Origin of the sequence: Candidatus Borrelia undatumii (genome assembly GCF_020882015.2) — a bacterium.
Taxonomy (GTDB): domain Bacteria; phylum Spirochaetota; class Spirochaetia; order Borreliales; family Borreliaceae; genus Borrelia.
Genome location: NZ_CP086555.2, coordinates 623,277 through 645,519, shown reverse-complemented (window position 1 = coordinate 645,519; position 22,243 = coordinate 623,277). Strand labels below are relative to the sequence as shown.

The 22,243-nt window shown below is 35.6% G+C and carries 16 protein-coding genes and 4 tRNA genes; 3 read left to right on the top strand and 17 right to left on the bottom strand.

Going from position 1 to position 22,243, the window contains the following annotated elements; all coding sequences use genetic code 11:
- Positions 1–15: 15 nt before the first annotated feature.
- From LKV13_RS03110 to LKV13_RS03055, 12 genes are all read right to left on the bottom strand, one after another.
- The gene (locus LKV13_RS03110; RefSeq protein WP_229089290.1) at positions 16–165 is read right to left on the bottom strand and encodes a hypothetical protein; all 150 of its coding nucleotides are present in this window, start codon (positions 163–165) and stop codon (positions 16–18) included.
- Between the two features lie 60 nt (positions 166–225).
- Positions 226–2,634 carry an endopeptidase La gene (lon, locus tag LKV13_RS03105; protein WP_229089284.1) on the bottom strand — a complete coding sequence of 803 codons (2,409 nt, stop codon included), beginning with the start codon at positions 2,632–2,634 and terminating at the stop codon, positions 226–228.
- Positions 2,609–3,886, bottom strand: a complete 1,278-nt coding sequence (gene clpX, locus LKV13_RS03100) for an ATP-dependent protease ATP-binding subunit ClpX (RefSeq protein WP_229089718.1) — start codon at positions 3,884–3,886, stop codon at positions 2,609–2,611. Before clpX ends, lon begins: the two co-directional genes overlap by 26 nt.
- Before the next feature lie 22 nt (positions 3,887–3,908).
- Positions 3,909–4,493, bottom strand: a complete 585-nt coding sequence (gene clpP / locus LKV13_RS03095; protein WP_229089716.1) for an ATP-dependent Clp endopeptidase proteolytic subunit ClpP — start codon at positions 4,491–4,493, stop codon at positions 3,909–3,911.
- Positions 4,494–4,507: 14 nt separating this feature from the next.
- Complete coding sequence (tig, locus tag LKV13_RS03090) at positions 4,508–5,857, bottom strand: trigger factor (protein WP_229089281.1); 1,350 nt, start codon at positions 5,855–5,857, stop codon at positions 4,508–4,510.
- A gap of 38 nt (positions 5,858–5,895) precedes the next feature.
- A tRNA-Gly gene (locus LKV13_RS03085) sits at positions 5,896–5,967 on the bottom strand.
- Positions 5,968–5,973: 6 nt separating this feature from the next.
- Positions 5,974–6,054: transfer RNA gene (locus LKV13_RS03080), tRNA-Leu, on the bottom strand.
- A gap of 58 nt (positions 6,055–6,112) precedes the next feature.
- Positions 6,113–6,186: transfer RNA gene (locus LKV13_RS03075), tRNA-Arg, on the bottom strand.
- A gap of 17 nt (positions 6,187–6,203) precedes the next feature.
- Positions 6,204–6,278 (bottom strand) — tRNA-His (locus LKV13_RS03070).
- Between the two features lie 105 nt (positions 6,279–6,383).
- Positions 6,384–7,805: a beta-Ala-His dipeptidase gene (gene pepD, locus LKV13_RS03065; RefSeq protein ID WP_229089279.1), complete on the bottom strand. Its 1,422-nt coding sequence runs from the start codon at positions 7,803–7,805 to the stop codon at positions 6,384–6,386.
- A 509-nt stretch (positions 7,806–8,314) separates the two neighbouring features.
- Entirely contained in the window at positions 8,315–8,806 is a 492-nt protein-coding gene (locus tag LKV13_RS03060) for a chemotaxis protein CheD (protein ID WP_229089277.1), read from the bottom strand.
- Between the two features lie 8 nt (positions 8,807–8,814).
- The gene (locus tag LKV13_RS03055) at positions 8,815–10,008 is read right to left on the bottom strand and encodes a D-alanyl-D-alanine carboxypeptidase family protein (RefSeq protein ID WP_229089272.1); all 1,194 of its coding nucleotides are present in this window, start codon (positions 10,006–10,008) and stop codon (positions 8,815–8,817) included.
- A 92-nt stretch (positions 10,009–10,100) separates the two neighbouring features.
- On the opposite strand from LKV13_RS03055, the gene LKV13_RS03050 reads away from it, so the two are divergent.
- Both LKV13_RS03050 and LKV13_RS03045 read left to right on the top strand, forming a co-directional pair.
- Positions 10,101–11,603 (top strand): lactate permease LctP family transporter, encoded by a 1,503-nt coding sequence (locus LKV13_RS03050; protein WP_229089269.1) that lies wholly within the window; start codon positions 10,101–10,103, stop codon positions 11,601–11,603.
- 262 nt (positions 11,604–11,865) lie between these two features.
- Positions 11,866–13,656: an integrin-binding adhesin P66 family protein gene (locus tag LKV13_RS03045; RefSeq protein WP_373464034.1), complete on the top strand. Its 1,791-nt coding sequence runs from the start codon at positions 11,866–11,868 to the stop codon at positions 13,654–13,656.
- A gap of 67 nt (positions 13,657–13,723) precedes the next feature.
- On the opposite strand, the gene LKV13_RS03040 is transcribed toward LKV13_RS03045, so the two are convergent.
- The 4 genes from LKV13_RS03040 to LKV13_RS03025 are packed head-to-tail and all read right to left on the bottom strand — an operon-like array spanning position 13,724 to position 18,751.
- Positions 13,724–14,476, bottom strand: coding sequence for a J domain-containing protein (locus LKV13_RS03040; protein WP_306701183.1), 753 nt, complete (start codon positions 14,474–14,476; stop codon positions 13,724–13,726).
- A 23-nt stretch (positions 14,477–14,499) separates the two neighbouring features.
- Positions 14,500–15,753 (bottom strand): serine hydroxymethyltransferase, encoded by a 1,254-nt coding sequence (glyA, locus tag LKV13_RS03035; protein WP_229089265.1) that lies wholly within the window; start codon positions 15,751–15,753, stop codon positions 14,500–14,502.
- Positions 15,743–17,305 (bottom strand): DNA-binding protein, encoded by a 1,563-nt coding sequence (locus LKV13_RS03030; RefSeq protein ID WP_229089262.1) that lies wholly within the window; start codon positions 17,303–17,305, stop codon positions 15,743–15,745. Before LKV13_RS03030 ends, glyA begins: the two co-directional genes overlap by 11 nt.
- Positions 17,306–17,308: 3 nt before the next feature.
- On the bottom strand, positions 17,309–18,751 hold the full coding sequence (locus LKV13_RS03025; protein WP_229089261.1) for a cysteine--tRNA ligase: 1,443 nt from the start codon (positions 18,749–18,751) through the stop codon (positions 17,309–17,311).
- A 210-nt stretch (positions 18,752–18,961) separates the two neighbouring features.
- Between LKV13_RS03025 and murB the strand changes: the two genes are divergently transcribed.
- The gene (murB, locus tag LKV13_RS03020; RefSeq protein WP_229089259.1) at positions 18,962–19,882 is read left to right on the top strand and encodes a UDP-N-acetylmuramate dehydrogenase; all 921 of its coding nucleotides are present in this window, start codon (positions 18,962–18,964) and stop codon (positions 19,880–19,882) included.
- Here murB and LKV13_RS03015 read toward each other — a convergent pair.
- A complete protein-coding gene (locus LKV13_RS03015) occupies positions 19,879–22,086 on the bottom strand; it encodes a methyl-accepting chemotaxis protein (RefSeq protein WP_229089257.1) in 2,208 nt (735 codons plus the stop codon). The genes murB and LKV13_RS03015 overlap by 4 nt on opposite strands.
- Positions 22,087–22,243: the final 157 nt, after the last annotated feature.

Here is a 22,243-nt window from a genome sequence, read left to right as displayed (position 1 = left end):
CACACACCGCCGTTGCTACTTGCCCTTCTTTTTTCCCTTGTTAAAGTTTTTCCCAAGACTAGCCTTGGTGAAGGAAGGAAAGCTACTCCTAGGCGAGTTTTTAGCAAGGCTCTGAGAATTGAACGAAGCCCTACTACCTGAAGGCTTCCTGACCCCATCTTTCATACTACTCCTCCTTAGTTTGATATTATTAGACCTGCTAAGCAGGTCTAATAATATCAAATTCTAAATAATATTTAAATAGTCAAAAACCTCTTCCAAATGTGACACGTACTTAACGGACATACTATCCCTAATCTCTTCAGGTAGTCTAGCGTAATCTCTTTTATTGTCTTTTGGAATTATGACCCTGTTTATACCATTTCTGTAAGCCGCAAGTACCTTTTCTTTAATACCTCCCACAGGAAGAATAGAACCCTTAAGAGTAACTTCTCCCGTCATTGCGAGATCCAAAGGAACTTTTTTCTCAGATAATATAGAAGCTATTGCCGTTGCAATAGTAATTCCAGCAGAGGGCCCATCTTTTGGAGTAGCACCTTCTGGAAAATGTAAATGAATTTCAGGACTTTCATTTATATCAAAATTAAGCTTAGACGAATAAGCCTTAACCACAGAATAAGCAAGTTGAACGCTCTCCTTCATAACAGCCCCAAGACTACCCGTTAAAATAACATCCCCCTTCTTTGCAAACTTAATAGCTTCAACAGGGAGTATATCACCACCATAGTTTGTCCAAGCAAGGCCATAAACAAAACCAGAAGAATCAATCTTAATTAGGTTGGAGATATGCTCACAATCCATATAAACATGAAAATTATCCATACTAATTATTTTATAAATACCAGGAACATCGGGGTCATGGGTAAAAATTGAATTATTCCCATGTATCAAGGAACTAGGAAAATAAAAATTACCCTCAATTATATCTTCTTTAGAATAAACATGAAGTAATTCCCTTACAATCATTCTGACCAAATTTGTTAGAACTCTTTTCAAATCTCTAACTCCAGATTCCATAGTATATTTCTTGATTATGTGCAAAATAACATCATCTTCTATCTTTATATAAATCTTGTTCAAAAAACTCTCTCTAATTATGCTGGGGATTAAGAATTTTTTTGCAATCTCCAACTTTTCGATATAAGAATACCCCTCTACTTTAATGATCTCCATTCTATCAAGAAGAGGTTTAGAAATTCCATGAAGCGAATTAGCCGTTGCAATAAACAATACGTTGGAAAGATTGTAAGGAATTTCCAAATAATGATCAACAAATTTGGAATTCTGCTCAGCATCCAAAACCTCTAAAAGCGCTGCTTCTGGATTCCCCCTATGAGAGTTATCAATCTTATCTATTTCGTCAAGCAGAATCACAGGATTGGATTTCCCCGCCACTCTAATAGCATTAATAAAAACACCTGGAAGCGCACCAACATAACTCCTCCTATGCCCTCTAATCTCTGCTCCATCCCTTATTCCCCCAAGAGAAATTTTTGCAAACTTCCTTGAAAGAGAAGTGGCAATTGAGGAGGCAATAGAAGTTTTACCAGTTCCAGGTGGCCCCACAAGACATAAAACAGGCGCCTGAATTCTAGAATTAATGTGATAAACAGCCAAAAAGTTCATTATTTTCTCTTTAGCTTCATTCATCCCATGATGAGCATTTTTTAAAATAAACTCAATATCATCTAAAGAATTCTCCATAACAGTATTTTCATTCCAAGGCAATTCAAGCAATAACTCAACGTAATTTCTAATAATATTGGCATCTGGAGAACTTGTGTTCATAAAAGACAGTCTAGATATTTCTTTCTCAATTCTTGGCCTAATATCATCAGGTATTTCCTTGGAGTTTAATCTATCAAGATAATCGGCCTCATCCTTTCCCAGTCTTTTCTGTATTTCTTTTATTTGTTCATTTAAAAAATACTCTCTCTGCCCCTTATTAAGCCTATCTTTGACTTTAGATTTAATGTCCTTCTTAAGGCTTAAAAGGTCAATCTCAATATTTAAATTTACAATTAGCTTCTCTATCCTAATTTGAACATCCAATTCTTGTAAAAGCTCCAACTTTACGACATATTCCAATTTAACATTAGATGCTAATACATCAACAAGTTTAGTGGGTTTATCAAGAAAATTGATATTCTCATCACTACCCTCCAATTCTTTGGTAGACAAACAAGACTTATAAGTCTCATAAGCTTCTCTTAAGAACTTAGAATAAATAAAAAGCTTACTACTAAACTCATTCTCATCAGGTATAAAATCAACTTTTGCCCTAAAACAAACACTTCTTTTAAGAATACTTTTTACAATAACTCTATCTTGACATTCAACCAAGACTTTTACTAGACCTTTAGTAACATTTACAACCTGAACAACTTTACTATAAGTACCAACAGGATATACATTTTTTAAACTAATTCTTCCAGAAGTAACAGAGCTAGCACTGTTGACATAGACAAACAAAACCAACCTACTCTCCAACATAGACTGATAGATTGCATTGATGGCATTAATATCATCAAAAACAGTCCATAAAGTTACACCTGGAAAGAAAACATTTTGTCCTAAAAAAACAACTGGAACATCATCTTTTCTGGCACTAATTAGATTCAGAATTGATTTCATAAAGTTCTTTTGACCAAATATTGTTAACCTGCTTCCCCGTCAAAATCAAGGGCTCAATATCTTTATTCAAAACAGACTCCCTTGTAACAATAACCTTTTTTACCTGGTTAATCGAAGGTATTTCAAACATCGTATGCTTAAGCAACTCTTCCAAAATAGAGCGTAAGCCCCTCGCACCTGTATTTTTATTCATTGCCTCTTCCGCAATAGCATCAATTGCATCCTTTTCAAACACAAGCTCAACATTATCCATCTTAAACATATGATGATACTGCCTCAAAACAGAATTATCCGGCTCAATTAATACTCTAACTAAATCCTGCTTCCCTAGTCTCTCAAGATAAGAATGTACAGGAAGTCTACCCACAAATTCTGGAATTAATCCAAATTTAACTAAATCCTCCATCTCTAAATATTTTAGAAAATTATCATCTCTCATCTCTTTTTTAGCATCAGAAGAAAAACCAATGGAACTCTTGCTAATTCTCTTCTGAATAATCTTTTCAAGTCCCACAAACGCCCCACCACATATAAAAAGTATATCTTGCGTATTAATTTCAACAGTATCTTCATGAGGATGCTTCCTGCCACCCCTTGGTGGTACATTAGCAACAGTGCCCTCAATGATTTTCAACAAGGCTTGCTGAACTCCCTCTCCAGATACATCTCTAGTGATTGAAACATTCTCACCCTTTTTTGCAATCTTATCTATCTCATCTATATAAATAATACCCCTCTCCGCAAATCCTATATCCCCATTAGCAGCATGAATCAACTTAAGTAAAATATTTTCAACATCCTCACCCACGTAACCAGCCTCAGTAAGCGTCGTAGCGTCCGCAATCGTAAAAGGAACATTCATCTCGTCGGCCAATTTCTTAGCAAGCAAAGTCTTGCCACTGCCAGTAGGCCCCACAATCAATATGTTAGCTTTTTCAAGCTCAATTCCCCCACCTCTAAATATCCTCTTATAATGATTATAAACAGCAACAGACAACACCTTCTTCGCATCTTCTTGCCCAACAACATATCTATCTAGGTGGCTTTTAAGTTGCCTAGGAGACGGAAGGCCCCCAGAAGGCTTGCCACTTACAGACCTTTCCGCTTCTTCTTGAAAAAGATTGTAACAGATCCTAGAGCACTCAAAACAAATAGCAACAGACTTTGCTGTAATCATTTTCCCCTCAACCTCAGACCTAACACGACCACAAAAAGAACATGCCTCATGTTTTTGATTCTTACTTCTTGCCATACAAAACACTATCCAAATTAAATCAACTCCTCTCCAAGATATTATCAATAACACCATAAACAAGCGCATCACTGGGCGTCATAAAATAATCTCTTTCAATATCAAGAGATAGTTTCTCCCTAGAAACCCCTAGCCTCCCAGACATAATATCTATTATCAACCTCTTAAGTCTCATGATTTCGTTTGCCTGTATGCTAATATCACTAGCCTGCCCTCCTATCCCGCCCCAAGGCTGATGGATCATTATTCTTGAACAAGACAATGATCCCCTTTTGCCCTTAGTGCCTCCTGCAAGCAAAAACGCAGCCATCGAAGCCGCCTGCCCAATACAAATGGTCCTCACATCCGGTTTGATGTACTGCATAGTATCATAAATTGCAAGCCCCGCAGTAATACTACCTCCCGGAGAATTTATATAAACATGAACATCCTTATCAGAACTCTCAGATTCAAGGAAAAGAAGCTGTGCAACAACCGTATCCGCCTTAACATCATTAATCTCACCGCTTAAAAAAATTATCCTATCCCTTAATAATCTTGAATATATATCAAAGACCCGTTCGTAATTTCCTGTATGCTCTACAACAGTAGGCACCAAATTATGCATGTACTCTCCTAGCATTAACCACCTATTTCACGGTTGAAAAAATCTCTAAAAGGAATCTTTTCAACTCTAACTTCCTTAACATCTTTTAAAATCCTACTCTTAACCTTTCGACTCTTAATTTCATTTCTTAAAACATGCAACAAATCTCTTTCTTCATAGAATTTTCGAATCTCTGCAAGTTCCATCCTAGCACTCTCAGCCTGTCTGGCCAGCTCTTGATCCAAATCAACGTCCGTAACTTCCTCGCCATCATTAGCCACCATCTTTTGTAAAATTAACCTAGACTTCAAGTTCTTAAGTACTTCTCCCTTAAAAACGTCATCCACACCAACTTCCAAATCATTCAAAGAACCTCCAAACTGATTAGCACCAATCTTATTCTGCTCTGAAAATCTACTTAACGCACTATCAAGCTCAGCTTTAAACATAGAAGGTGGCACCTCTATGTTTAACCTTTCTGCAATACCAGATAACAGTTTTGAAAGTTTTAAAGCTTCTTCCTTTTCCTTAACAAGTTCCAACATATCTAATTTTATACGATCCTTGAGTTCCTCTAAAGTATTCAAGCTATCGCTAATATCCTTCGCAAAATCATCATCAAGCTTAGGAACATCCCGTCTTTTAATGTCTGTAACAGCAATCTTCAACCTTTTGTCAGAACCGGCTAACTCCTTAAACCTATAATCCTCTTTGTAACTCTTCTCCACTACCCTCTCTTCGCCCTTACCCATTCCAACAATATCTTCATCAAATCCATAATAATTATTGGACTCACCAACAGTGAAAACAAAATCTTGCCTTCTAGTTGACGAAATCTCACTCAAAGAATCATCAAGTTCAACAAAATCGACCCTAACAATACTACCCCTCTCAACACTCCCCTTATCCTCAACAACAATCGAGTTTTCAGCCTGCAATTGCTTAAGCCTATCCTCAACATCAAAATCATCGATAATAACTTCAGGCATTTCCACAACAACATCATCAATATCCGGTATTTCAAATTCAGGATAAGCCTCGTACAAGACAGTAAATTCAAAATCTTTCTCAAAGTCTATTTCCAACTTCTCTTCCAGTATCCTAGGAACAGCATAACTTAAGGGCTTATAAACAGCACTCTTGAAAAAATTCTCTAAAGACTCATGGATAACCTTTTCAACAGTCAGAGCCCTCAAATTGCCAGAATATTTGCTCTCAATAACAGCCAACGGAACCTTTCCCACCCTAAATCCTTGAACCTTGAGTCGAGAAGAATAATCCTTTAAGAATTCATCATACTTACACTTAACAAAATCCCTCGAAATCCTAATAGCAGCCTCAACCCTAGAGCCCGAAAGCAACTTCACACTATCACTTAATATCACGCTATCCCTCTAACGAAAACAAACTAAAGCAACAACTAAGCGAAAGACGGGATTTGAACCCGCGACTTTCACCTTGGCAAGGTGACACTCTACCCCTGAGTTACTTTCGCATTTCTTGCAGAAGGTGGGAGTCGAACCCACACGCCAAAGGCACTAGATCCTAAGTCTAGCGTGTCTGCCAGTTCCACCACTCCTGCATTCCTAGGTAGTATACAAAACTTAAAAAGCTTTTTCAAGCATACACACCCGGTATTTCGCACCCAGCAGGACTCGAACCTGCAACCTCTGGATTCGAAGTCCACTGCTCTATCCAATTGAGCTATGGGTGCATCATAAAACAAAACCAAGGTGATTGACGGGGCTCGAACCCGCGACAGCCGGAACCACAACCCGGAGCTCTACCAACTGAGCTACAACCACCAATTACATCCAAATTGTAAGTAAGTTCATTTTATATACATTTAAAAAGTATGTCAACAAAACTGTACGTCCAAAATAAGCAAAAATAAGCAAAACAAATAGAGATTTACAAGCTCTCTAAACTAGTTTTTAAAAAATTATAAACTCTAACAGTTGACTCAATATTGACTCTCTCTCTTGGCGTATGGGGTGCCTCTATCCAGGGGCCAATTGTAACTGAATCTATTCCCCCAAACTTTGAGGATATTATTCCAGTCTCAAGGCCAGCATGAATCACTATAGTTTTGGGCTCCTTTAAATACATATCTTTGTAAACCGCCTTAAGATGATTTAAAAGCTTACTATCCCCAGCTGGACTCCAAGAAGGATAATCATAAATTACTTCAAAATTAGCTCCTACAAGTCTACTAATTGCCCTTAAATGGCAGGAAACATATTCCTTCTCCACATCTGACAACGATCTTATTGTAAAAACAAACTGATATTCATTATTTAATTTCAACAAGCTAGCAAAATTCAAAGAGGTCCTGACAAGCTGCTCATCATAATCTTCAACCTTCTGAACCCCATGTAAAAATGCCATACCCATATTTAAAATCACATCTTGATCCACACTTTCTAAGGCAATTCCAGAAGAATCTACCCTCTTCAGCTCAATCTCAAAATCACAATCAAGAGTATACATTCCCTTTGCCTTAAGCTTAAATGATCTCAACTCTTCCTCTAGAAAAGCATAATTCTCAGTATTAATCAATATGAAAGCCTTTGCTTCCCTAGGAATCGCATTGCTTTTGTCTCCACCAGATATATGTTCAATCTCAAATTTCATCTTGGAGTTAAGTTCGCTTAAGGCAAAAAACATCAACTTTAAGGAATTGCCTAAATCAATATGAATATCTGCACCAGAATGCCCCCCTTTAAGTCCTGTAAACAGGATCTCAACCCCCATACTTTTTTTGCTTACTCTGTATTTCGGCGTAAAGCTAACATTAACAAGACGAGAACCAGCACATCCAACCAAGAAATAACCCTCCTCTTCTCCATCAAGATTAATTAACATCTTTCCAACACATAAATTGGGATCAAGCCCAGTGGCTCCTATCAAACCTATCTCCTCATCAACAGTAAATAGAAGCTCTAATTCAGGATGTCGAAAATTATTGGACTCACGCATAATGGAAAGCATCATAGCAACTCCAATTCCATTGTCAGCGCCAAGAGTAGTACCCGATGCATACAAATACCCATCATTTTCAATTATACGAATGGGATCTTTCTTAAAATCATAAACAACTGATTCATTTTTCTCACAAACCATATCTGTGTGAGCCTGGATAATAATAGGTTCTGAATTTTCAGAGCCATTAGCCCCAATCCTGACCACTATATTACCCACACTGTCTTCCTTGAAAGAATAACCAAATTTTTTGGCCTCATTTTTGATATAGTTACTAATACCTTCCATATTCCCTGAACATCTAGGTACTTGAGATATTCTTCTAAAATAATCAATTACAACATGTTGCATACTCACCCCCTAATCAAATTAACAAAAATTAAAATTGACTGCGCCCAATAGGCCACATAATACCAAAAATGCAGTCTAGAATGCAAAATATCAAATTATAAATATTACCCTTGCTTAATTAAATCATCACCACCCAGTCTTAAATGGTCTCTCGAAAGCTGTGAAATAAAGCTATAAGGAACCTGCTTAACCATTTATTCCGCTTCCTATCAGAAATAATCGAATTATAATAGGGTTTCTAGTTATAGGAACATACAAGGTAGTAATTGTAAAGCTACTCTGAGCCCCCAGTCTTTCGTTTCATTGACAGCCCCACTGCCAGATATGTTTTAAAATTCACTTTCGTGCAACGTCATTCACAAGAAGATAAAATAAACCATCCTATAAGTAACAACCCCCCTTCATCTTCCCAGCTTCAACACCAGCAATTATTAGAAATAGTCCATCAATGAATAACAGTTTTATATTAAAACTCATCAAAACCGCTTAAAAATCAATCTTAAGCAAGACTAAAAAATCTTAGCCCCATCCGGATATTCAACCACAACCTTAAAGTTTTCAGGATAAGCAAAAATCTTCCTAGACTTAGATTGATCAAAATCTTTACTCAAAATCGGAATACCATACCTAGATAGTGTATTAACTGCAAAATCTGCATTCTCAGATCCTACTTTTACCGCTCCCTTCGCCATGAAATTAGCACCCCCAAAAAGTTTCGCCTTAAGATTATTTTTCAAGGAACCGCTATCCAACATGGCATCGATTAGCATGGGAATAGCGTAAACACCATACCTGCCCTTTTGGGAAGAAGCCACAACTGAATCAGACTTCACTAAAACGTAATGATTCACCCCAATAACATTACGCATCCCATCATGAAGCACGACAGAAACACAAGATCCAAGTATTGTAGAAATAACTCTATTGCTTGACACAAAGGCCTCACCTGGCACTATTATTGTAACATCTCTTTTTAACTTAAAATTAAAATGATTTAACATAGATCCTATCACTCTCTTTTAAAAAAACTTGCAACAAACTTATAAAGGCTACTGAAAAATCCTAATCTCTTAACACACTGACTAAACAAACTCAACTCACCCAACTTACTGTTACCCAAAAAAAATTCGACTTTCCCGACTGCGTCATCCTCACTAAGCGGCGCAACCAAATCCCTTATGTGGGACGCCACTCTTACTCTGCTCACCTCATCTCCTGAAAAAACGTATCCAAAAGGCTCTCTAGATGCAATATCAACCGTATCCCTCTCCCCATTGTAAACTTTCTCTTTCGATTTTACCACGAAAGAAAATTTATAATAATTACCAAACCCATATTCAAATAATTTTTCAGCAATTAAAGCACGCCTCTTCTCTCCTTCATTGCCAATTCCCTTACCAACTCCCAAAACAACAGCTATTAGCCTCATTTCATCCCTTTTGGCTGTGGCAACCAAATTTAAACCTGATTTTCCAATATAACCAGTCTTAAGACCATCAGCATAAGGATAACTGTGTATCAAAAGATTCTTATTACGCTGCTTCAAATTTAGCATCTTTGAAGAGGATGTACTTCCCAAATTTTCGGGTCTTGGATAACTAAAACTGTCAAGAGAATGTATACTGAGCATAAATTTAAATTTTTCTATGTAAGATCTTGCAAAAAGTGCCATTTCCATCGCTGTAATTTCATTAGCATCGCTATGCCCTGATGTATCAACAAAATGCATATTCAAAAGACCCAAGTTTAAAACATTAATATTCATCAAATTAATAAAATTGCTTAAATCTCCCCCCGCCACAAATTCGGCAATAGCAACAGCAGCATCATTCCCCGAGGCAATCACAAGTCCTTTGAGCAATTCTTCAAAATTCACTCTCTGACCTTCTTCTAAAAACATCAAAGAAGAATTTGGTGGCGCATTACGATATGAAGCAGCTCTACTGATTGGAACAACACTCTTAAAATCCATATTCTTTTTCCTTGCCTCAATTAAGGCAGTATAGATCGTGACAAGCTTGGTAAGAGATGCTGGTGGAAAAACTAGATCAGGGTTCCTTGCATAAAGGACACGCCTGGTATCATAATCAAGAAGAACAACCGACTTTGCGTTCTTTGCTACCCTTTCAACTTCAATCAGACCAATCGAGAAAAGTTCGCCAGATAAAATTAAAATTTGCAGCACAGTAGAGACAACTTTCATGCAGTAACATTATATATTATTGTTGCATTGAAATTTATTATAGAATTGAAAGGTAAATTGTAAATGGCAAACTTTAAAGGAGCGAATATACTATGAATTCTTACGATTTCATGAAGGCCCTGACGCCAATCATACTAATAATCTTTGGACTTGGGGTGTTAAAAAAACCAGCTTATTGCGTGGTACTAACATGCCTAGCGGTAACTGTTGCAATAGTTCTATTTGATAAAAACTTAGGAATAACCAATACAAGTCTTGCAATACTTGAGGGAGCAATAATGGGGGTATGGCCAATAGTTACTGTGATTATTGCTGCTATTTTTACCTACAAAATGTCTGAACACCAGAATGACATGAAAATTATAAAGTCTATGCTATCAAACGTATCCTCTGATAAGAGGATCATTGTTTTACTTGTAGCATGGGGATTTGGAAACTTTTTAGAGGGCGTTGCGGGTTACGGTACTGCTGTTGCAATCCCAGTCTCAATATTAATAGCAATAGGATTTGAGCCACTCTTTGCCTGTCTTATATGCCTAATTATGAATACATCCTCAACAGCATATGGCTCTGTAGGCATACCTATCATATCTCTGGCTCAGTCAACAGGATTGGATGTTAAGGTAGTATCATCCAATATTGCACTGCAATTAGTGCTTCCAACTATTCTCATACCATTCATATTGGTAATGCTAGTGGGGGGGGGAATTGCCGGCCTTAAGGGTATATTTACACTCACACTCCTATCGGGGCTATCAGTGGCGTTGTCTCAGATTTATGTATCAAGGGCATTAGGGCCAGAGCTTCCCGCAATACTTGGAAGTATGTTTTCAATGATAATAACTATGATTTATATAAAATTTTTTGAAAAAAAAGATACAACTCGTAACACCGCAAAAGTATCCTTAAAACAAGGTTTCTTCGCATGCCTCCCCTACATTTTAATAGTTTCATTCATAATAATCGTTTCACCACTTTTCCACAGCATAAATAAGTACCTGTCAAGCTTTAAAACTATTCTTGAAATTTATCCAGGTGCATCTCCCCTGTATTTTAAATGGATAACCTCACCAGGAGTACTAATTTTCCTTGCAACAATATTATCATACTCAATAAGAAGCGTTCCTCTGATTGAACAATTAAAGGTATTTATGCTCACTGTAAAAAAAATGGCATTATCTTCATTCGTAATCATTTGCATAGTATCAATATCAAGGCTAATGACACATAGTGGAATGATAAAAGACATCGCAGACGGCATCTCAATTCTAACAGGTACACTCTACCCACTATTTAGCCCACTAATAGGGGCCCTTGGAACCTTCTTAACAGGAAGCGATACTGTGTCAAACATTTTATTTGGACCCTTGCAGACACAAATTGCAGAAAACATCAATGCTAACCCTTATTGGCTTGCAGCTGCAAACACAACAGGAGCAACAGGAGGGAAAATGATTTCACCTCAAAACATTACAATAGCAACCACTACTGCAGGACTTATTGGACAGGAAGGAAAACTACTATCAAAAACTATCACGTATGCTATTTGTTACATCGCCATATCAGGAGTGTTGGTTTATCTTATTGTAAGATAAATATTAAATTAAAAATTTAAATAAATGAAATTAACAAAATATTAATGAAGGAAAATATTTTCAAATAAGGCTGAAAAGGTGTTAATTTTTTGGTCTTATTTGAAAAATGAGCAGCGCAAACTAAAAAATACTTGAATTTTGGTTCAAATATTAATATTATAAGTGCAGAGATGCTTGATTTTTACTTACATTCTGGTGTCTCAGGATGAGGTATTATTTAAAACTTATAACAAACCTAAGTCTTGCAATAAAGGAGATACAGATGAATAAAAAGTTGATATTATGCGTTTTTGGTCTGTTGCTGGCCGCCTCCATGTCGGGTTTTGCGCAGGAGACGACACAAAACACAGAAGAAGAAAAGGATGCATTTGACTTAAACCCATGGAAGCCTAAATTTAGCTTTGAAAATATCAGTGAGTTTAGGCTAGACATGGATGAACAAGTTCCTGGCTTGGAAAATAAAAGTAAAATAGGAATTAAGTTTTTACCATTTAAAAAACATGCGGAAGTGGGGAAAGACGATCCTTTTTCGGCTTACATTAAAGTGGAAGATTTAGCTTTAAAAGTTGAAGGACAAAAGGATGCCACTTTTAAACTTGATGTAGGCGACATAATAGCAAAGATAAATGTATATGATTTTTACATTAAAATGAACTCAATGACCGACTTTGACTTTAATCAAGAATCACTGTTTAGCTTTGCTCCAATGACCAGCATTAAGAGTGATTACTATGGTTTTCCAAGTGATGACAGAGCTTTGAGAAAAACAATTCTTGCAAGAGGTACGGATAAAAAGGTAGGAACACTTCAATTTGGATACAACATCCCTCAATTGGAGCTTGTACTCGCAGTTGGCGCAACAGGAACGGGTAATAGAAATCATGCAAAATTTAATGACAAAAATAAACCTTATAATAATACCTATACTGGTATGCTTTACGGTACCCAATTAAAATGGAAGCCAATAAAAAATGAACTGGAAAAAGACAGTACTACCGTAATAGCAGAAACTCCAATTGAATTAAATTTAGGGATCTCAGGAGCATTCGGTAATAGAAGGTTCAACAAATCATCTATAACATACGGATTGAAAGACAAGGCTACTATTGGATCAGATCTAGTTGTTCCAACCTTATCAAATACATCTGTTATGGCCTCTCTGGGTTTTCAGTATAAACTTGGACTTACAAAGATAAACAATAAAAATACCTATTTAATCTTACAGACAGGATCTGATTTCGGAATAGATCTTTTTGCTAGTGATTTCTCTACATTCGGACACATTTCCAAAAAGGCAAATACGCCAGATGATAAGGATGCTGTGTTTAATCCAGCAGAAAATAAGCTTGGATTTAATCAAGACAAAAAAACCAATTTTGCATTCTCTGTAGGTGCTAACATAGGGTTTGCTTGGAATAAAGATGAGGGTGAAAAGGAATCATTGTCCATTAAGGGAAAAGATTCTTACAGCACAAGAGTATTTGGAGAGCAAGATAAAAAATCCGGAATTGGAATTGGGGTCAATTATGGTCAAAATTTATACAGACCCAACTCTGAAAAGAAACTAGTAAAGGACATTGCAAATAAGTCGTTTAAAACTTTAAATGTTGAAATATCAACCTATGAGGACAATAAAAAAGGAATTCTTCCTGGCCTTGGTTGGATAATTTCAGGGGGAATTTATGACTTATTAAAGGAAAAACCTAATGTAGATGACATAATTACTGTTCTCAACCACACTAATCCTGAAGAATCTGCTCCTTCTGTAGCATTTGTAGACGCTGCTAAAATCGGAGCTGCCTTGTATGTTGACTACGCAATACCTTTGGCGTCCATATCACCAAAGACATACATAACTCCATATGTAGGTACTCACATTTTAGGATCATTTAAGGGTTCAGATAAAAAACTATACTTAAAAGCTGGACTTGATCTAGAAAAGATAGTAAAGTTTACAACAATTACGCTTGGTTGGGACTCCAACGACATTCTTGCCAAAAAAGACAAAATGGGAAGTGTATTCCTAGCATTTAAGGTAGCTTTTGAAGAATAAAAGCAAAGTACAAATCCTTCTGAGTAATCAATTATATTCAGAAGGATTCTTTAAAATCTAATAATCTTTACTTCAAATTTCTCTCTTTACATATCTTCTCATAAGCGTCTCGAATCCTAATGAATTTCTCACTGGCCTCCTTTTGCTTAACGGGTTCGTTCGTGAATCTATCTGGATGAAATTGAATAACCAATTTTTTATACGCTCTCTTTATATCATCGTCGCTAGAATTGTATTTTAAACCCAATACATCATAAGGATTAATAATCTCTATATTGACATTTTTGTATGTATTGTAACTTTCAAACTCAAGCTCAAGAAAAGAAATGACATAAAAAATAAATTTATCTCCCTCTGGATTTTTATATCTAGCCAAATTGTTTATTTCTTTAAGCACTGAAACAAGCCAAACAAAAAGATCTTTATGCTGAAAATACCCAAGCTTTAATGTATACAATATCTTGTCTGCATTTCTGTTCTTATTAATGGAAAAATGAAATATGTTATAAAGCTCTGTTTTATGTCTCTCAGATAAATTTAAAGAGTTGATAATAAAGTTAATATAATTTAACTGCTCCCCAGCCATTGACCCTAAAATAGAAATCAACTTAGCCATCAGCAAAAAAGACAGCCTATAAAACTCAAACTCTCTTGCCCTAGAATAAGCGTAATCCCTTGTTGTATACACCCTAAATCCACCCGAAAGACTGGAAGCTATTAAAAAAACAATAAACATGAAAAATGCACTTAAAATAAAAGGATTGAAAACAAAAAGAAACAATATCAACAAAAAGAAAACTCGAAATAAATTGGATAGCAAAACAAATAACCTGTAAATTAAAATCAAGGCATATTAAAACTACTAATAAATTCTATAACTTCTTTCTTTATGCCCATAAGCTCACTCTCTGATTTAGTCTTTAAAGCTCTGTTAATAAAACTTGCAACCCTAAAAGAATCATCTTTATTTAAGCCTCTTGAAGTAATAGCTGCTCCTCCTATTCTAATTCCAGAGGCTACAGAAGGGATTTTTGAATCGAAAGGAATAGCGTTTTTATTAAGCGTAATGTTTACTCCCTCAAGGATTTTTTCAGCTTCAGCCCCTGTCATACCCAAAACACCAAGATCAAGCAAAAATAAATGATTGTCTGTCCCCCCACTCACTATTCTAAATCCCTCTGCACTAAAATAGTCAGCCATCGCTTTAGTATTTTCTATGACTTTAGAAATATAATCTTTAAATTCTGCTCTTAAAGCCTCTCCAAAGGCCACTGCTTTACCCGCAATAACATGCATCAAAGGCCCCCCCTGTGTTCCTGGAAAAACACAAGAATTAATAGCACTCTCCAAAGCCCTCTCCTTCTTATTAGACTTAACTATTTTTCCAGATTCCTTACCTGAAAGAATTAGCCCCCCTCTAGGTCCTCTTAATGTCTTATGAGTAGTGCTAGTAGTAATATGGGCAACATTAATAGGAGAGTTATGCAACTCTGCAGCAACAAGACCCGCTGTATGCGCAATATCACATAAAAGATAGGCAGAAACCTCATCAGCTATTTGTCGAAACTTCTTAAAATCAATTTCCCTTGAGTAAGAAGAAGCCCCCGCTATTATTAAATTGGGCCTACATTCCCTAGCTATCTTTCTAACCTCATCGTAATCAATAGTCTCAGTGTCCCTCGATACTCCATAGGCATACGCGTCAAAAAATATCCCAGAAAAACTAACTTTACTTCCATGAGTCAAATGACCACCATGGGACAACTCCATTCCAAGAACTCTATCTCCAGGATTAATAAGCGACATTATTGCAGCCATGTTTGCCTGAGAGCCGCTATGAGGCTGCACATTGGCATAATTTGCACCAAAAAGCTCCTTCACTCTTGCTATGGCTAAATTTTCAACCTCATCAACAACAAAACACCCCCCGTAGTACCTCTTTAAAGGATACCCTTCAGCATATTTATTAGTCAAAATGCTCCCAACAGCTTTTCTTACATTTGACGATACAAAATTTTCTGAAGCAATAAGCCCAATATTTTCCTTCTCCCTCGTATACTCTTTTTCAATTAAATCAAATAGATCCTTATCTAACATTAATACCTTCCTCCAAAGCAAAACTATAGTTCAGAGAATAACTACGATTTGTTAAGCTTTTATATCTTAACAACCCCAAATCTATATATTCATTAAGGGGCAGATGGTCTTCAAAATCTTCCTTGTATCCATAATGAATATAATTCTCTGACATATTCAAAAAATATTTAGCACTATTTTTAAATGACACCGCCTTTATTATATCAAAATAAATAAACCCAATGGGGGCTAAAAAAAACTCAAACCAAGTATGTCTCTTAAGGCTAGAAGATCCAGAATCGAAATAAAACCCAATCGCCGTTTTTAACGGTATCCCTTTTCTTAAAAACAATAAATTAGTAAGCGTAATCAGATTATCTTCCGAAATCTCTTTTTTCCTAATGGACTCACTCAAACTCAAACTGTTATCTGTAATCGTAAAATACAATACTAAAGCATCAATAACAGACTTGGCCAACTTATAAGCTGACTCATCATCTGTCTCGTTGGTCCTTACAGTAATTGGACTTAAATCGAGTAATTCGTACGATAAATACCTGTTCCTTTTGTCTGAAACATATCTCTTAAACTCATACATATCATTATGTTTATTTATCCTAGTACCATACAAAAACTGTTCGTTATCCAAAATCTCTAAATTCAACCCATAAGCTTCAACATCAAACTTCAAATAATATTTATCAACTTTCAAACTTTCGAAAAATAAATTATTCAACCCAAGACCAGTGCCACTATTACTTAAAAACTTAATCTTTTGCCTTTCATTCTCAATTGGACCCAAATAAAAAACATTAAAATTAATGTCATCCAACTTAAACCTAGAATCTTTATCAGAATTTTGCACAAAATAAATTTCTTGAGATATCTTAAAATTTTTAATCTTGCCTAAAGTCCACTTAAAAAAATTTGATTTAAAATCAAAAGAAATCTTATTGCTCTTGACGCCATCAACCAACAAGAAGATCTCACCTTTGTGATTTAAGGTTCTTGGGGGAATGAATTCGATCTCATCTCTGGATAACCTTAATATATTTTGAGGAAGAACTTTATGAAGTCGTTGCTTCGTTTGCACAAATACCTCAACAACAGAAAAATCTGATGCCAAATTTCTGCCTCTTAATGTAACGGGAACATTGGTCATTAAAACCAAACTCTCGGTATCAAAAATCAAGGGCTTATTATCCCGTCCAAGTCTAACTGGAACTTGCCTACTAATTACAAGAAAAAGTTCGTTACTAAGTCCCTGTTCACTTCTTATGAAAAGAAGTCCCGAATTTATCTCATCTGTAATCCTAAAAATTATTTCCTCATCCCTCCAGCTAATAATGCTACTCTTCGTCAAATAGTGATCATTAATATTAACATCTCCCACTTTATTGCCTAAATTGTACCCCCTAATTACAATTACATTTTCATGTGAGGCAGGGATTGGGGATATTGAATAAATTACAGGTTTTAAATAGAACAAGAACCCAGAAAAAATGAATAAACCTAAAAAAACTATGAAAATCAAGACTAAAACAAAATATTTACCACTAAAAAATTTTGCCAATACCTAGCCTCTTTTAACTCTAGTCCCCTCTTTAGTATCAATCAAGACGAACCCTTTAGAAGCAAAATACTCCCTAATCTCATCAGCACGACTAAAATCCTTTCTTAATTTTGCAATTCGTCTCTCTTCCAGCAAAAAATTCATCCAATCATCAATGTGTACATTATCTCTCTTAATAGCTTTCATTACTTCCTCTCTTAAACTTAAAGAAAAAATTTCATCAAACCTAAATGCAAGCCTAAGTTTTAAAAGAGCCTCTAACCTAGAGTCTTTCATAACATCCCAAAGCAAAGCCAAACCTTGAGGAATGTTTAAATCAAAAGCTATTTTTTCTAAGAAATTATTATAATATTTACTCCCCAAGGAGGAATCAATATTTTCATTAATCTCATCTAGCAATGAGATGTCAGATTGAGTTAAGGAAGAATAGAGAGACGTTAACTTACTAATCATATTTACTCTGGTGATCCTACAAGCTTCCAGACTATTTAATGTGAACTTAAGTTGTGTTCTATAATGCGTCGTTAAACAAAGATATCTGAAATCTAGAGGAGAAAATCCACCATCTTCTAAATCCTTAACAGTAATAAAACCCTTCCCTGATTTTGACATCTTTTCGTCTCCCATAATCAGAAACTCACCATGAACAAATATTTCACACCAATCCTTCTTCAAATAAGATTCCATTATAGCTATCTCATTTATGTGATGAACTCCAATATGATCAACGCCTCCTAAATGGATACCAAGAGTGTCGTTGAAACAATCTAAATTCATAGCAGCACATTCTAGATGCCAACTTGGATAACCAAATCCCCAAGGCGAATCCCATTTCATTTCCTGATCTTTGAATTTCGAATTCGTAAACCACAAAACGAAGTCTGTTTTATTCTTCTTTGATGTATCTGCCTCAATTCTGGAAACAGAATTACAAGCATTAACCAGATTAATTCCAGCCATTTGCCCATAATTCTTAAAACGAGAAGTATCAAAATAAACATTACCATTAATAAAGTAAGTAAAATTATTCTTTTCAAGAACTTTGATAATTTTTATCATGTTAGCTATATATTCGCTTGCAACAAGCACATTGTCAGGGCGCACTATATTCAATTTCTCACAATCACAAAAAAATGCTTTCGTGAAAAACTTGCTAATCTCATAAACTGTAAGACCCCTCTCTCTTGCAGCCCTAACTACCTTATCTTCACCCTCGTCAGAATCACCCGTTAAGTGGCCAATATCGGTAATATTCATCGCATAATTAACACTGTAACCTAAAAGCCTTAAAGACTTAATAAGTAAGTCTTCAAAAATATATGTCCTAAGGTTGCCGATATGTGCATAATTGTAAACAGTAGGACCACATGCATAGACTCTGGTTTCTCCCGCTCTCTTTACCTCAGATAAATCCCTTGTCCTTGTATTATATAACGTAAGAATCATACACCCTGTGAGAAGCCAATTTACGCACAAACAAATCAAAAACTCTCGCTTAAAAATCTCAAATCAGCTTAACGTACAAAGTCTATTATAAAAACCCAAATTTGACAAACTTATAAATAACGAAATCCAAAAAATTCTTATAAATCATTTATTCCAAAATTTTCAGTTTAAATTTGTAAAAAGCAATTATTTAATGTAAAATCGGGGAGAATGTTCAAGGAAAGTATCAATAATTTTCTCAGTAGGATTAATTCCCCTCCTACTTCAGTAAGCCTCGCAGACTATACTACCTACAAGATAGGGGGAGGCTCTAGATTATTTTTAACACCCACAACAACTAAAGAAGCGGAATATATATTTAGGACGGCACTAGGAGAGAATATCAAAATATTTGTTCTGGGGGGCGGCTCAAATTTATTAATAAACGACGAAGAAGACATTAATTTTCCCATAATGTACACTGGTTATCTGGATAAAATCACACTTCAGGACAACAAGATTACTGCTGAATGTGGAACTAATTTTGAAAATTTATGTAGTTTTGCGTTAGAAAATGAATTAAGCGGTCTGGAGTTCATATACGGAATCCCTGGTACGCTTGGGGGCGCCATTTGGATGAACGCTAGATGTTTTGGAAGCGAAATCTCTGAAGTACTAGATTTAATCGTTTTTGTAGATGAAAACGGCCAAACCATCTGCAAAAAATTCGAGAAAAATGAATTTTCATACAAGATTTCGCCATTTCAAAGAAAAAATATTTTGATATTAAAAGCAACTCTAAACCTATCAAAGGGAAATAAGACACACATCTTAAACGCTATGAAGAAAAATAAACAAAATAGGATAGACAGGGGTCACTATCTCTTCCCAAGTAGTGGAAGCACATTTAAAAACAATAAAAAATTTCTCAAACCCACCGGAAAAATAATTGAAGAATGCATGTTAAAAGGTCTCGAAATCGGAGGGGCATCTGTCTCTCCCCACCATGGAAACTTTATAGTAAACAAAAACAACGCCCGAGCCAAGGACATTAAAGCCCTAATTGAAAAGGTAAAAAATGAAGTAAGGGCAAAAACAGGATTTTTACTAGAGGAAGAAGTACTCTATATCGGATTTCAAAACAAAACTTAAAACCAAACATCCTCAAGCTCATTATTAATGCTTTCAATAATATTTTTTATTCTAATAACTTTTTCTCTAGACTCACCAACTAAAGCAATGTGCTCACGCAAAGGTTCTAATACCTCCAAACTCATCTTAGAAACCTCGAACTCGCCTAAATCATTGTTTAAATTGTTAAACTTTCCATTAATGAAAAAGTAACTATTGAATATCTCCTTATACATATTCTTAGTATCTTTAATCTTAATATCATTAGACAAATATTTATCTTTAAAAGCTCCAATTTCTTTTACATGTCTAGAAAGAGTAGAACTTATCCTTTCGTGCTGAGCAGAATTGTTATTAACGCTGTCCTGAATATCCATAAAATTTTTATAAACGGTGTCTATCTCTGTGCTTATAGACGAAATAATGCTATTTACTATCTTAAGCTCGTCTTTGATGGTTGTTGAATATTTACCAGAATTTATGGCGAGTTTCCTAATCTCCTCCGCAACCACAGCAAAACTTTTGCCAGCTTCACCGGCCTTTGCAGCCTCAATAGCCGCATTCATTGCAAGCATATTTGTCTGACTTGATATTGAAACTAAAAGCTTATTTGCACTCTGAAGATTATTTGTCTGAGACAAGAGCTCGGAAAAATTCATATTTACATTTTCAAAAACAGAATTTAACTCAAAAACCTTACTCCTTATACTTTCAATATTTGCAGAATTTGCTCCAACCACCTTATTGAAAATCTCCAAATTCTTATCTATACCATAAAAAGCAGTAGCATTCTCCTCAAACCTAGTAGCAATGTCTGATATATTCTTATTGTGCTCACTAATTGGCTCAGATATCGACCCAAAATCTTTTAAAATATCGATGATTGCCTTTTCAAACCTAGAAAAAGTATCTCCTATCCTTTCATAAGTAAAAAGGCTATTATTGACCCTCTCTATTCCCTCCTCAGTTATATTTACCTCATTTAAATGCCGACCCAACTCCTTTGCGTAGCCCCTAATACTGCTTAAAGCATTGGTAGCCTTCAAAAAAAGGCCATCAAACTCAGAATTAACATAAGAAAAAATAAAAGACTTATATTGAACTCCTGCAGGAGAATCAATACCTAAAACATCCTCCTTCACCTTTTTGTGGTTAAGCATCATCCCAACATCCTCCATAACGGGTAAAACCAGGTGATTACAAAGGTAGAATATAAAGATCAGCGAGACGAACAAGAAACCCAGGAAAAATACGGCACCTGATTGAAACATAAGTGGAAGGGAGTGCATATCCAAAATAATACCCTGAACCACATTTCCATCAATCTGGGCAGAATTTAGTAAATAAGAGGAACTTTTATTTTTGAAAACATATTTTGAAACATTAGGATCTGTTTTAATGTAGCTTACAGCTCTCCTTAACGCGCTGCCCTCATAAGTTTCCGAAAAATTTGCAATATTTATGTCATTAAGGCTTAAAAGCAGAGGATTAGAGTCTCTATCAATAATGAAAAATTCATAATTCTTGTTGATAGACTTAAGATGGGAATTAACTTGATATGCTATATCGTTCAGTAGATCGTCAAAACAAACCACAAAGCAAAGCACACCCAAAGTAGTGGAATCACTGCTGACAGCTGGAATGCTGACAATAGAATAAAACTTGTTCTTAATTCTTTTATAGCTTGAATAGTAGGCAACATTATTCCTTGCAGGAACAAAATAAATCGGGTCTTCCATGATATTGTTTATACCCAAGAACGAAAAACTTTTATCGGAAATTAAAACATTTTGCCCAACAGGAACGTAAAAAATTCCCTCTAACGAATTCTCCGTGAAAGATATGCCCCGCAAAATCTTACTTACCTCATCAAACCCCTTCGAATTTAAAAATAAAGTACTACTCGTATTCAAATCATGCATAGACCTTAATTCTATACCTGAAATGAAACTGCTTGAAGCAGCATGCAAAACACCTAAAAAGTCATCGTCCCTAACAAAATCATCAAGAACACCTCTAGCATATTCGTACCTACTCTTAAACCTGGAAGCTACACTACTTGAAAACAGCACAAAATCAGACTCCACACGAGCCACGTACTCATTTTTGTAATTCAAATAGGCCTGTCCCACGAGCAACGCACCGAAGCAGACAAAAACAAAAAGCATCAGATAGAGAAACAAACTCATCTTTTTTAACTTAACGCTTACTAAATCACCATCCATAAATTCTCCAAAACTAAACCCATAAAAAAAGCTCCCTACCTTATTACAAACCGCACGAACACCCGAATAAAAACAACTATTTTATTATTCAGATATATGTATATAATTATATAGTAAAACATATATAATACTAGTTGGTTGTGATGTTTTGTGAGAA

Bases quoted from the DNA above. Each gene is read 5' to 3' on its own strand.
- LKV13_RS03110 (WP_229089290.1), bottom strand. From the start codon at position 165: ATGAAAGATGGGGTCAGGAAGCCTTCAGGTAGTAGGGCTTCGTTCAAT.
- LKV13_RS03050 (WP_229089269.1), top strand. From the start codon at position 10,101: ATGAATTCTTACGATTTCATGAAGGCCCTGACGCCAATCATACTAATA.
- LKV13_RS03015 (WP_229089257.1), bottom strand. From the start codon at position 22,086: ATGGATGGTGATTTAGTAAGCGTTAAGTTAAAAAAGATGAGTTTGTTT.
- glyA (WP_229089265.1), bottom strand. From the start codon at position 15,753: ATGTTAGATAAGGATCTATTTGATTTAATTGAAAAAGAGTATACGAGG.
- LKV13_RS03045 (WP_373464034.1), top strand. From the start codon at position 11,866: ATGAATAAAAAGTTGATATTATGCGTTTTTGGTCTGTTGCTGGCCGCC.
- LKV13_RS03060 (WP_229089277.1), bottom strand. From the start codon at position 8,806: ATGTTAAATCATTTTAATTTTAAGTTAAAAAGAGATGTTACAATAATA.
- LKV13_RS03025 (WP_229089261.1), bottom strand. From the start codon at position 18,751: ATGATTCTTACGTTATATAATACAAGGACAAGGGATTTATCTGAGGTA.
- pepD (WP_229089279.1), bottom strand. From the start codon at position 7,805: ATGCAACATGTTGTAATTGATTATTTTAGAAGAATATCTCAAGTACCT.
- clpX (WP_229089718.1), bottom strand. From the start codon at position 3,886: ATGGCAAGAAGTAAGAATCAAAAACATGAGGCATGTTCTTTTTGTGGT.
- murB (WP_229089259.1), top strand. From the start codon at position 18,962: ATGTTCAAGGAAAGTATCAATAATTTTCTCAGTAGGATTAATTCCCCT.
- LKV13_RS03055 (WP_229089272.1), bottom strand. From the start codon at position 10,008: ATGAAAGTTGTCTCTACTGTGCTGCAAATTTTAATTTTATCTGGCGAA.
- clpP (WP_229089716.1), bottom strand. From the start codon at position 4,493: ATGCATAATTTGGTGCCTACTGTTGTAGAGCATACAGGAAATTACGAA.
- lon (WP_229089284.1), bottom strand. From the start codon at position 2,634: ATGAAATCAATTCTGAATCTAATTAGTGCCAGAAAAGATGATGTTCCA.